Origin of the sequence: Paractinoplanes ovalisporus (genome assembly GCF_016834655.1) — a bacterium.
GTDB lineage: Bacteria > Actinomycetota > Actinomycetes > Mycobacteriales > Micromonosporaceae > Actinoplanes > Actinoplanes ovalisporus.
In genome coordinates this window covers 134450-146652 of the sequence record NZ_JAENHP010000022.1, presented here as the reverse complement: position 1 = coordinate 146652, position 12203 = coordinate 134450, and the positions used below count along the sequence as shown (strand labels likewise).

The 12203-nt window shown below is 70.5% G+C and carries 6 protein-coding genes; 5 read left to right on the top strand and 1 reads right to left on the bottom strand.

The window, feature by feature from the left end; genetic code table 11:
• Positions 1–8: 8 nt before the first annotated feature.
• Positions 9–1790 (top strand): hypothetical protein, encoded by a 1782-nt coding sequence (locus tag JIG36_RS41260; protein ID WP_203382084.1) that lies wholly within the window; start codon positions 9–11, stop codon positions 1788–1790.
• Here JIG36_RS41260 and JIG36_RS41255 read toward each other — a convergent pair.
• Positions 1777–4956 carry a GH92 family glycosyl hydrolase gene (locus JIG36_RS41255; RefSeq protein WP_203382082.1) on the bottom strand — a complete coding sequence of 1060 codons (3180 nt, stop codon included), beginning with the start codon at positions 4954–4956 and terminating at the stop codon, positions 1777–1779. The two genes, JIG36_RS41260 and JIG36_RS41255, sit on opposite strands and share 14 nt — an antisense overlap.
• 170 nt (positions 4957–5126) lie before the next feature.
• Here JIG36_RS41255 and JIG36_RS41250 point away from each other — a divergent pair, with 170 nt between their 5' ends.
• The 4 genes from JIG36_RS41250 (at position 5127) to JIG36_RS41235 (ending at position 12138) form a co-directional block, all read left to right on the top strand.
• The gene (locus JIG36_RS41250) at positions 5127–7844 is read left to right on the top strand and encodes an EAL domain-containing protein (RefSeq protein ID WP_203382080.1); all 2718 of its coding nucleotides are present in this window, start codon (positions 5127–5129) and stop codon (positions 7842–7844) included.
• A 94-nt stretch (positions 7845–7938) separates the two neighbouring features.
• Positions 7939–9282, top strand: a complete 1344-nt coding sequence (locus JIG36_RS41245; RefSeq protein WP_203382078.1) for a type III PLP-dependent enzyme — start codon at positions 7939–7941, stop codon at positions 9280–9282.
• On the top strand, positions 9275–10699 hold the full coding sequence (locus tag JIG36_RS41240) for a hypothetical protein (protein ID WP_307873122.1): 1425 nt from the start codon (positions 9275–9277) through the stop codon (positions 10697–10699). Before JIG36_RS41245 ends, JIG36_RS41240 begins: the two co-directional genes overlap by 8 nt.
• Positions 10700–10824: 125 nt before the next feature.
• On the top strand, positions 10825–12138 hold the full coding sequence (locus JIG36_RS41235) for a DUF6236 family protein (RefSeq protein ID WP_203382076.1): 1314 nt from the start codon (positions 10825–10827) through the stop codon (positions 12136–12138).
• Positions 12139–12203: the final 65 nt, after the last annotated feature.

The following is a 12203-nucleotide window of genomic DNA, read 5'->3' as shown; positions in this document are numbered from 1 at the left end:
TGGTCGATATGCCGGAGTGGAAGCCGTGGCTCGTCAACCGGTCGAAGCAGGCGGTGCGGCCGCGCGAAGTGCGGCACGAGCTGGTCGAGAGCGGAGTTGTCACCGCGTACGTCATCCTCTGGGAGACCGACCGCGGGCGGGTGCTGTTCTTCGAACGGCTGCGCGACGACGAATCCACCGTGGACGAGACATCGTTCGTACGGGAACTCGGTCGTGATCTTCTGGGCCCGGAACCGTGGGACGACGTCGTGCTGCTCAACCCCTTCCCCGTGCTGATCGACTCCTTGGCCCACGAGACCAGCGTCGGCCCGCACCTCCACGTGCGCCCGGCCCGGTTCACGACCGCCGGGGACGGGAAGGTCTGGCTCGCCTCGGGCAGCCGGCAGCTGGCGGGACCGATCGGCCGGACACTGCAGACGGACCTGCCGATCTGGGTGAAGGGTTCCAACACCGTGGTGACGGCCCGGGCCGCGCTGGCCCAGCCGGGGCAGACGGTGACGGTCCCCGACGAGTCGAAGTGGCCGCGCAGCGAGGCCAGGCTGCTGCGGGCGATCGACGCCGGGCTTCCGGAGTCACACCCGTACGGCTGGGCCGCGCTGGCCTTCGAACACAACATCACGTTGAACGCGGTCCGGGCGGGGCACGCGCGCCTGCCCGACCGCGGCGACGGCTGGTTCCTCGCCGCCCGGCCCGCTCCCCCGCAGCCACCCGAGCGGCTGAGCCGTCTGCTCGAGGGTTTGACGCTGCCGGCCGAACGGGGTGAGCCGGTGGGCCGGGAAGCCATCTCCCTGGAGTCGGCCGCCGGTGACATGGACCGCGACGACCCGCGCCTCGACCCGTACCAGCAGGCGGCGGAATTTCTGCGGAACCTGATGGTCCGGAACCGGTCGGCCGAGATCGTCGCCGGCAGAACGCCGACGGCGGCTCTCGACCGCGTCCGCGCCGCCCAGCCCCTGCCGGTGACCGCCGTCTGGGCCGGCCCGGTGGTCGAGACGTGGCTGCGCTCCCTCACCCCGGTGCCGCTGCCCCTGCGATTGCACCGGATCGCCACCCTGCTCCGGCACACCCACGTGGACGAGGTGAGCGAGGCCTACCGGGACAAAGACGGGCGATACGTTCTGGTGACCGCCGACGACCCCCCTCGGATGATCGCCGAGTGGCAGCGCGACCCGGCGGTGGCCGCGACGTGGACCGGCGAAACGGTGCTGGCGATGGACCGCCCGGACGGCCCGCTGCTCGCGCTGACCCCGGAAGCCGGCCGCACCCGGGCCGACATGGTTCCGGGGTCGCTCGTCGACGGCGGGCCGCTGCGGTTCACCGGCGAGCGTGTGATGCGGATGCTGCTGCCGCTCGCCCTCGACCCGGCGACCACCGAGTTCACGAACCGGTCCCTCGTGCTCGAACTCCTCGTCGAGCATCCCGGCATGAGGTTGCAGGCGGCCCTGACCCCGCCCGGCAACGCCGTTCGACTGGGGTGGGACGACGTCCGCGCCTTCGCCGCCGAGGACGTCGCCCACGTCCGGAGGCTGCTGGCCGGCGACCCACCGCCCTACCAGTACTTCGGCATCGTGAACACGATCATCAGCCGGGATCCCTATCAGGTGGTGCGCCGGACCGTCACCGTCGACGGCCACGAGGTGGACGAGCGCGTCCACCCCGACGGGTCCGGGACGAGCACGACGCTCCTGTGGGAGGTCATGTACGGACGGCACGACGACGAATACCGGCGTCTGAGCCCGGCGGAGGCCAGCCATTACGCCGGCCTCCGCCGGGCGTCTAGGCGAGGGTGACGGCGTAGACGTAGACCCGGGGGTCGTCGGGCAGGGTGATCGAGCGGATCTGCTTGCCCGCGGTCAGCGGGAAACGGGCGCCGAACAGCGAGACCGGCGGCCCGTCGACGCCCTGACCGGCCTTGATGCGGTGGGGCATCGCCAGCACGGCCGTGGTGCCGGCGGCCGCGCTCCCGCACCAGTCGGCGATCGTCACCGGCGCCGAGGCGTACGTGCCGTCCGTGTAACCGATCGTCACGGATCCCCCGACGGGCCCGTTGTGGCTGGTCAGCACGAGGTTGGCCGACGTGTGGGAGCCGGCCGGGAGCAGCAGGGTCTGCCCGGTGGCGGCGGTGAAGTTCGGCGCGGTCCCGGTCGGGTCGGGCGCGTCGTAGGTGAGCCCGTCCCACGTCACCGGGCCGGCCGCGGGCATCAGGGAGGCGTCGTAACTCCAGCCCCCGCCGTCGAAGTCGCCCTGCGACGAGGCCTCCACGGTGGCCGTGCCGTCGCGGGTCGGGGTGAGAGTGACCGCGCACTGACCGGCCGCCGACGACGACGCGCAGGCCGAGGGATTCGTGACGACCAGGGAAGCCGTCTTCTTGACGCCGGACACGTCAACCTGCAGCGGATAGGAGCCGACGGAGGCGGCAGCGGGGGCCGTGACGGTGACGGTTGCGGTAGCCGAGGTCGGCAGATGCCGCGAGACGATCGGGCCCGGCTGCCGCACGGTCGCCTTCCACCCGGTCGGGGCCGTGACAGTGACGCGTGGCGTCAACACCCCCGGCGACTGGCCCACGATGTCGACCGTGAGGGTCGCGCTGCCGCCGGGCGGGACCGCGGCCGACGACGGGCGGACCGCCGCCGACAGTTGGGTCCGGTTGTCCGCCGGCGCCTGGTTGACCGACGGGGGCTCGGCGCCGGTCGAGGTGCCCCACGACGACGGGGACGTGCCGAGCGTGTGCGCGATCGTCCCGCCCGAGCCGACCGCCGACCACGGCACCCAGTTCTTCGTCAGCGAGGAGCCGTTGACCCGTACGCGCTGGATGTAGCGGTTCTGATCCGACGCGCCGGGCGCGGTGACGGTCAGCGAGCGCGAGCCGAGCGACACCACCGCCGAGGGGAACTGCGGCGAGGACACGGCCAGGAAGTTCGCCCCGCTCATGGTCGGATAGAGGCCGAGCGACGAGAAGACGTACCAGGCGCTCATCGTGCCCAGGTCGTCGTTGCCGGTCATGCCGTCGGGCCCGGTGGTGAACAGGGTCATCGCCGCCCGGACGACGGTCGCGGTCTTCGCGGGCGCGCCGGCCCAGTGGTACATGTAGGGCGCCAGCAGGTCGGGCTCGTTGTTCGGGTTGTAGGTGGCCTTGGCGTAGTAGTCGTACGGGCTGGCGATCCAGTCGTTGCGCGCGGTTCCGGCCGGGTCATTCAAGAGTTTCCCGTACGCGAAGAAGTCGTCCAGCCGTTTCTGGGTCGCGGCCCGCCCACCCATGAGGCTCACGAGTCCCGCCGGGTCCTGCGGAACCAGCCACTGGTACTGATAGGCGCCGCCCTCGTGGAACTGCTGGGCCGCCGCCACCGGGTCGTACGGGGTCAGCCACGTGCCGTCGGTGGTGCGCGGCCGGAACTGTTTGATCGAGGAATCCCAGAGGTTGCGGTACCACTGACCGCGCCCCGCGAAGAGCTTCGCGTCGTCCTTCTTGCCCAGCCCGGCCGCCATCAGGGCCAGGGAGGCGTCGGCCGCCGCGTATTCGAGGGTGGCCGAGGCCGGGTGCACGCAGTCGTTGTCGCCGCCCTTGTGCACGCAGTCGGTGCCCAGCTTGAGCCCGGACGGGATGTAGCCGCGGTCGCTGTAGTACTTGACGCCGGTGCGGCCGTTGTAGGGCGAGCCGGCCGGGGGCTCGCTCGTCGCGTTGGCCCGCAGCAGCGCGTACGCCTCGGTCTCGTGCCCCTTCAGCAGCCCCTTGGACCACGCCTCGACCAGGAACGGGGTCACCGGGTCGCCGGTCATGATGTTGGTCTCGCTGTTGGCCAGGGCCCACCGCGGCAGCCATCCGCCGTCGCGGCCGATCGCGAGCACGCTGAGCGCGACGTCGCGGGCCACGTCGGGGGTGAGCAGTTCGAGCAACTGGTTCTGCGGGCGGTAGGTGTCCCACAACGAGAAGTTCTGATACGGCGTGTAGCCCTCGGCCTTGTGCACCTCGCGGTCGAAGCCCACGTACGAGCCGTCGACGTCACCGGCCAGGTTGGGGTGCAGCAGCGAGTGGTAGAGCGCCGTGTAGAACGCCGCGCGCCTCTCCTCCGTACCGCCCCCGATCTTGATCTTGCCCAGGGCCGACACCCACTTCGCTCTCAAGGCGTCGCGAACTTCCGCAAAATCAAAACCCGAAGTCTCCGCGGCCAGGTTGGCCCGCGCCCCGGCCAGGCCCGTGTACGAGAGCCCGACCTTCACCACGACGTCCCGGTCGGAGGTCGCGTCGAACGTGACGTACGCGCCGTTCGACCCCGACCCGGCGGCGTCCCGGCTGCCCGCCGTGACCGTCGAGCCGCGCCAGGTCCCGTACGCGGAAAAGGGCCGGTCGAACGACGCGGTGAAGAAGATCGTGTGATCGTCCTTGCCGGCGCAGAAGTTGCCGGCCTCGACCCGGCCCTCGATCGTCCGGTCGTCGACGACATGGATCTCGGAGTCGAACACCGACTGGTTGGCCTTGCCGGTGTTGAACAGCACGTTGGCCGCGCCGGTGGAGGGGAACGTGTAACGCTGCCAGCCGGTGCGCTCGGTCGCGGTGAGCTCGGCGTCGACCCCGTACCGGGAAAGGCCGACGCGGTAGTAGCCGGGCGAGGCCTCCTCGTCGTCGTGGCTGTAGGCCGACTTGTAGGCGTTCGGGTCGACGCTGGTGATCGCGCCCGTGGTCGGCATCATCGGCAGCTCGCCGGCCACGCCACAGCCGACGCCCGAGAGGTGGGTCTGGCTGAAGCCGTAGATCGACGACTGCTGGTAGTCGTAGCCGCCCTGCCCGCCGGTGTCGGGGCTGACCTGCACCATCCCGAAGGGCGCGCTGGCGCCGGGGAACGTGTTGCCGAAGTTCTGGGTGCCGACGAACGGCCGTACGAGGTCGACGGGTTGCGCTTCCGCCTCTATAGCCGCGGCCCCTGGAAGCACCAGGAGCGCGCTGAGCAACAAGTGCATGGATGAACCTCCCGTGACCGGCGTGATCGAGCTTTGACAACGTTGTCACCGGACAGTGACATACGTCAATAAGTTCTGCACCCGATTCGCAACGCACTGCCCGGCCGAACCTCTCAACCCCGGCGCCCCGATCCCGATCTTCGGCTAGACCGCCTATCTGGGGAGACGTGATGGCAACCAGCACCCGTGCGGCCGACTGGTACCGCTTGTGCGGGGTCATCGGCGCGGTCGTCGTGGCCTTCGCGTTCATCCTCAGCACGGGCACCGCCATGGCCGTGCCCGTCTCCAACTTCGGCCTCTGCCTGGGCGCCCTCGCCGCCGCCGTGGCTTGCCTGCACCGCTCCCGCCGCTTCACCGGCCGGATGCGCTGGGGCTGGACCCTGATCGGCCTGGGCGTGCTGAGCTGGGGACTCGGCCAGGCCGTGGCCTGCTGGTACAGCATCGCCGGCCAGGACGTGCCCCTGCCGTCGAAGGCCGACCTCGGCTATCTCGGCATGGTCGTGCTCACCCCGATCGGCCTGCTCGTGCTGCCGAGCCGCACCCAGGCACTGGCCGGCCGGATCCGCAGCGTCCTGGACGGCCTGATGATCGCCGCCTCGCTCGTGCTGATGGCGTGGATCTTCGTGGTCGTGCCGCTGCTCGAGGACGGCCGGGCCGGCCTGGAGCTCTACGTCAGCCTGGCCTACCCGCTGGGCGACGTGGTCATCGTGACCATGGTGCTCTACATGCTGGCCCAGCAGCGCCGCAGCGGCCGCACCTTCAACCAACTGGCCATGGTCGGCGCCGGCATCGTGGCCTTCGCGATCTCCGACATCGGGTACGCCTATCTGAACCTGCTCGACGCGTACCGCTCGGGCGGGGTCACCGACATCGGCTGGTTCACCGGCTTCTCGTTGATACTGCTGGCCGCGCTGATGCCGGTGAAGCGCACCGAGGACACCACCGACGAGGACAACGGGCAGCCGATCGGCATCCTGCTCCCGTACGTGGCGGTGCTCGCGGCCCTGTTCACGTCGGTCATCTGGTATGCCACCACCGGCCACACCAACCTGTTCGTCGCCTACACCCGCTCGGCGCTGATCCTGCTCATCGTGGGCCGGCAGCTGCTCACCCTCCGCGAGAACCGCAACCTCACCCGTACGCTGGAAGCCCGCGTCGCCGCCCGCACGGCCGAGCTGTTCGCCAGCGAGCAGCGGTTCCACGCCCTGGTGCAGCACAGCTCCGACGTCGTCACCGTGGTCAGCCCCGAAGCCGACGTGCTCTACCAGAGCGAGTCGGTGCAGCGCGTCTTCGGCTACCCGGCCCACAGCCTCACCGGCCGCCGCCTGACCAAGCTGATCGACCCCGAGTCGGGCATCCGTCTCGCCCAGGCGCTGCGGCAGGTCGCGGGACGCCCGTACGCCACCACGGTGCTCGAACTGACCGTGCGGCACCGCGACAAGCGGCTGCGGCAGGCCGAGATGACCATCACCAACCTGCTGAGCGACCCCAGCGTCGCCGGGCTGGTGCTCAACACCCGCGACATCAGCGAGCGCAAGGAACTGCAGGACCAGCTCGTCCACGAGGCCTACCACGACGCGCTCACCCAGCTCGCCAACCGCGCGCTGTTCCGCGAGCGGGTCAGCGAGGCGCTGCACAGCAAGCCGGACGACGACGAGGTCACCGTGCTCTTCCTCGACCTCGACGGGTTCAAGGAGGTCAACGACAGCCTCGGTCACCTGGCCGGCGACCAACTGCTCGTGCAGGTGGCGGACCGCTTGCGAGCCTCCGTACGGGAGGACGACCTGGTCGCCCGGTTCGGCGGTGACGAGTTCGCCGTGCTGATCCAGGCGCCGGCCGACGGCACCGACGCCGAACAGGTCGCCCAGCGCATCATCGACGTGCTCGAGGAGCCGTTCGCCAGCCAGAGCCGCAACATCCACGTGCAGGCGAGCATCGGCCTGGCCGCGGCCGGGCTGCTCGACGGCGGCGAGACCGACGGCGCCGAGCAGCTCATGCGCAACGCCGACCTGGCCATGTACAAGGCCAAGTCGGCCGGCGGCAGCGGATACACCAGCTATGACCCCGAGATGCTGTCCGGCCTGGTCGAACGGCTCGAGCTCGAGGCCGACCTGCGCCTGGCCCTGGAACGCAAGCAGCTGCACCTGCACTACCAGCCGACCATCGACCTGGCCAGCAGCGAGGTCATCGGGTTCGAGGCGCTGGCCCGCTGGGAGCACCCCACGCGCGGCCTGATCCCGCCGGCCGAGTTCATCCCGATCGCCGAGGCCACCGGGCTCATCGTGCCGCTGGGCCGGTGGGTGCTGCGCGAGGCGTGCCGCCAGGCCGTCACGTGGAGCCGGGCCGGCGGCGGGCGCCCGGTCAAGATGGCCGTCAACGTCTCGGTGCGCCAGTTCGACCGGGCCGACCTGGTCGAGGTCGTCGCGGGGATCCTGGCCGAGACCGGCATGCCGGCCGACCAGCTGTGCCTCGAGATGACCGAGAGCGTGCTGATGACCGACACCGACGACAACCTCGAACAGCTCGTACGCCTCAAGGCGCTCGGCGTCACCCTGGCCATCGACGACTTCGGCACGGGCTACTCGTCCCTGGCCTACCTGCGCCGCTTCCCGGTCGACACCCTCAAGATCGACCGCTCGTTCGTGGAACGGCTCGGCGCCCTGACCGACGACACGGCGCTGGCCGACACCATCGTCCAGCTCGGCAAGAGCCTCGGCATGGACACGGTGGCCGAAGGCATCGAGGAGTTCGGCCAGTTGGCGGCGCTGCGCGAGATGGGGTGCCACTTCGCGCAGGGCTACTACTTCTCGCGTCCCGTGCCGGCCGGCGAGGCCGGGCGGCTGTTCCTCGAGGGCGCCTCGGCGGCTGCTCCCGCGCCCGCTCCCTGATCTCCCCGATCGTGCCGCTCACCGCTCGGCCTGCTCCGCCCTTTCTCTGCTCGACCCGCTTTCCGCTCGACCCGCTTTCCCGAAGGAGACCTGGATGACCTCGTGGCCCGCCACCCTCAGCCCGGCCGCACTCGAGGCGATCGGCACGCCGACGCCCTACCTGGTGACCGACCTGGGCACGGTGGCCGACCGGCACGCGGCGTTCCGGGCGGCGATGCCGGACGTGCGGGTCCACTACGCGATGAAGTGCAACCCGGCCCCCGAGATCCTGCGCACCCTGCACGCCGAGGGCGCCGGCTTCGAGATCGCCTCGCTCGGTGAGCTGCGCATGCTCGAGGCGGTCGGGGTCGACCCGGCCGACGTTCTCTACAGCAACCCGGTCAAGCCGCCCGCCCACATCGCCGCCGCCCACGCGGCCGGCCTGTGGCGGTTCAGCTTCGACTCCCCCAACGAGCTGGTCAAGATCGCCGAGCACGCCCCCGGCGCGGCCGTCTACGTGCGCCTGCGCGTCGACGACCAGGCCAGCGTCTTCCCGCTGTCGCGCAAGTTCGGCACCGACGTCGAGGACGCGTACGACCTGTTGCTGCTGGCCGAACGGCTCGGCCTCCGCCCGTACGGAATCACCTTCCACGTCGGATCGCAGTGTGTGCGCCCCGACGCGTGGGCCGAGGCCGTCGACGTCGCCGGCAAGCTCATGGACCGCCTGCGCCACGACAACATCGAACTGGAGATGCTCGACCTGGGCGGCGGTTTCCCGGCCCGCTACACGACGGACGTGCCCGCCATCGAGGAGATCGCCAAGTACACCAACGAGGCGCTGGACGACCTCCCGTACCGCCCCGCCTTGATCGTCGCCGAGCCCGGCCGCCACCTGGTAGCCGAGTCCGGAGTGCTGGCCGCCACGGTGATCGGCCACGAACGCCGCGGTGACGAGAACTGGCTCTACATCGAGGTAGGCGCCTACAACGGCCTGATGGAGGTCCTGCAGACCCCCGGCGGCTGGGACTTCCCGATCCAGACCCGCAAGGCCGCCCCCTCAACCGCGCCCGCTGCCTCCGGCTCGTCCAGCGCGCCCGGCTCGTCAGGCGCATCCAGTTCGTCCAGCGCGTCTGGCTCGGTGGGTAAGTCCGGCTCGTCCAGCGCGTCTGGCTCGTTGGGTAAGTCCGGCTCGTCGAGTGCGCCCGGCTCGTCCAGCACGTCTGACTCGCTGGGCAAGTCCGGCTCATTCGACGCGGCCGCCGACCTCATCCCGTACACGATCACCGGCCCGTCCTGCGACAGCACCGACACCATCGCGTACGGCGTTCTGCTCCCCGCCGACCTCACCACCGGCGACGTCCTCTACCTGGGCAGCACCGGCGGCTACACCCTGGCCTACGCCTCGAACTTCAACGGTTTCGACCCGCCCACCCCGCTCTTCACCGGCGCCCGTGACTGATCCGCTCGCGTTCCGCCGGGGCCGCCGCCGGGTGGGCCCCGGCGGCCTGCGTCGCGCAGGCCGCCTGCGCGAACTCCTCTCCTCCGGAATCGTCGACTCGTTCGGCATGGCCCTCGGCTGGACGTTCGTCGTCCTCATCGCCACCACCCGCGGCGGCCTGGCCGAGGCCGCCCTCTACAACGCCGCCATGCTCATCGGCGTCGTCCTGTCGGCCCCCGTAACCGGTTGGCTGGCCCGCCGTTTCGACGGCCGGGCGTTGCTGCGCGGCGCCGCCGGCATCGAGGTCGTGCTGCGCTTCGGCACCCTGCACGGCCTGATCGCCGGTTGGCCGTCCTGGCTGATCGCCACGCTGGTGGTGCTCCAGCACGTAGCCGCGTGGGCCGGTTTCGCCGGCATGCGCGCCGAGGTGTCCGCGGTGGACGCGTCCCCGCGCTCAATGACCCGCTATGCGGTAGCCATCGCCGGCGTCGAAGCTGCCGGAACCGCCCTGGCCGCGCTTCTCCCCACCGGCGCCCTCGGTTACCCCACCGGTTGGTTGCTGACCGCCGTCTACATCGTCTACTTGGGCTCCCTCCTGCCCACGTTCCTGGTGGCCCGCCGAGCCCGGATCTCTCCCGCTTCCTCTCCCACCCCCGCCACCTCCACCGCCGTTCTCCACACCCAGCCGTCACACCCAGCACCCACGGCAGCCGCCTCGAGCAGCCCAGCCGCGAACAAGGCCGGCAGCGGCCTGACCGTGCCCACCGGCGTGGCTGCCTCGTGGTCGATCGCCCCCACCAGCGCCACCGCCCCCGAAGCCCGGACGCGCTGGCGACACGCCGCCGCTCCCCGTTCGGCCCCGGCGCACTGGCGGCTCCCCCAGCCCCGCCTTCTCCTGGCCGGCGCCGGCATCATGCTGCTCGCCTCCGGCCCGACGCTGCTGGCCGTCCCGGTCACCGCCGAACTCCACGGCGACCGCTGGGTAGCCGCGGCCGCCATCGCCTTCTGCATCGGCACCCTGCTCGCCACCCGAGCCGTCGCCGCCGTCGGCCGCCTCAAGCTCCCCGCCGTCCTGCGCTGGTCGCTCTGGGGCCTCGGCATGCTGGCCGGCTGGATCCTGGCTCCCTCCTACGCCGCCATGGTGCTGCTGGCCCAGTTCGCCGCCGGCCTGAGCCAGACCGCCTTCGAGGGCGACATGGACGCCCGCGTGGCCGCCCAGGCCAAACCCGAGTCGGTCACCCGGGACCTGGCCTACAGCGCCTCGGTTCGTGCGCTGGGCGGTGCCATCTCCGTACGCCTCCTCCCCATGCTCGTCGCAACCTCCGCCATCGGCCTGGCCGCGAGCGCCGCCTCCCTCGTCCTCGGCGTGATCACCCTGACCTTGTGGGCCGGCCTGACCACCGCGCCTCACATCTTCCGCCGCCTGGCCCACTCCTGACGGCCCTGTGGATAACCAATCGCCCCGGTACGGCGCGCCGGTTGTCAGATGTCGGCGCGATGCAGCCGAGCTGCCCGTATGCATGGTTGAGTGCATTTCTGACTCGACTAACGGAGGGAACCGCCATGTCCGACGAACCGGCGATGAGCCTCCCCCGCTACGGCCTCTACTACCCGTACATCCACTTCAAGAACGACACGTGGACCAAGCTCGCGGCCCTGTACTGGCCCCGCATGGCACGGATCGTGCCGACCGGTCACCGGATGCGCGACTCGGACACCGTTCGAGCCTTGAGCGGCGAGCTCGGTTGGACGATCGACATCCCTGTCGAAGACGTCCGAGGACTCGTGGCCGACGAGCTCCGGACACACCTCGACGGCGAACTGGCTCAGTTCCGTATCGACCACTGGTATGAGGATGTGTCGTGGGTCGATCGCGTCCAACCGGGCGACCTCGACACGCCAGAGTGGTCATCGACCTCTCGCGTCGGGCAACAGACGATGCACGGGTTCCTGCCCAGTAAGTTCGCCGGCGTCTATTCCTCGGAGTTCGCGCCCGAGGTCGCGGTCGAACTCATTGTCCGCGGGTTCGCGATGCCGATGCCCGACGAAACGGACCCGGCGTTGGACCACCGCCCTTGGGAGTTCTTCCAACAGGACCCCGGGACCGCTCCGCTCAGCGAGAGCACGATCAGGCGCTTCGTCAGCGACGGCGGTTGGATGGCCATGCAGGCCGACTTCGCCTGGGTCTACAAATGCGTGCTCAGCGAGACAGTCGCCGCACAGAACCGGCTGAGCACCATTACGGATCACACCGACGCGCATTTGGTTGCCACCGGATTCGATGCCATCCCCGCGCCAGGTCGGGCCGCTCCGCCCGAGCGCGATGCCGATGACGTCTCTTGCTTGTTCGGGTTGGCGGCAATACGCACGGTCATCCCCAAAGACCTGTCGGCCGTGCCGGTCGAAAAGATCATTGAGGTGCGGCGAAGGTACGGAGACCGGTTCGACGCCTGGCGCACGTACGTCGATGCCGTCGGCGCCCAGCTCGCCGAGGAACTCAAGGACGTCCAGTCGGAACAGGTGCTCAGCGGCTACCTCACCGACGCCGTGCGGCGCTACGCGGAAGCACCGGCCGCGGAGCTTCGAAGCGCGCTGACCAGCTCAGGCTTGGACACATTGGACACTCTGGTCAATACGAAGTTCGAGGCACCCGCCGCGGTGGCCGCCATCGGCGTCATGTCGGCGAATCCGGTGGTGACCGCGGCCGGCGCTGGGCTTACGGTGGCGACTCTGTGGCGTCGGCACCGCCGGAGCCGGCAGCTGCAGCTGGCTTCACCGCACGGCTATCTGGCCGCGGTTCGCGGCTCCCTCGAACCCGCATCGGCCCTGAAGCGTCTCGTCGCGCGGATGCGACTGATCGCCGACGCCCGCGCCTGATCGTGGCCAGGCGAGAGGACAGGTTCGGAAACCCGGTTGACCGGGGCGGCCGGGGGCGGTCACGA

Excerpts from the sequence above, each read along its gene's own strand:
- JIG36_RS41260 (WP_203382084.1), top strand. The coding sequence starts at position 9 with ATGCCGGAGTGGAAGCCGTGGCTCGTCAACCGGTCGAAGCAGGCGGTG.
- JIG36_RS41255 (WP_203382082.1), bottom strand. The coding sequence starts at position 4,956 with ATGCACTTGTTGCTCAGCGCGCTCCTGGTGCTTCCAGGGGCCGCGGCT.
- JIG36_RS41250 (WP_203382080.1), top strand. The coding sequence starts at position 5,127 with ATGGCAACCAGCACCCGTGCGGCCGACTGGTACCGCTTGTGCGGGGTC.
- JIG36_RS41245 (WP_203382078.1), top strand. The coding sequence starts at position 7,939 with ATGACCTCGTGGCCCGCCACCCTCAGCCCGGCCGCACTCGAGGCGATC.
- JIG36_RS41235 (WP_203382076.1), top strand. The coding sequence starts at position 10,825 with ATGTCCGACGAACCGGCGATGAGCCTCCCCCGCTACGGCCTCTACTAC.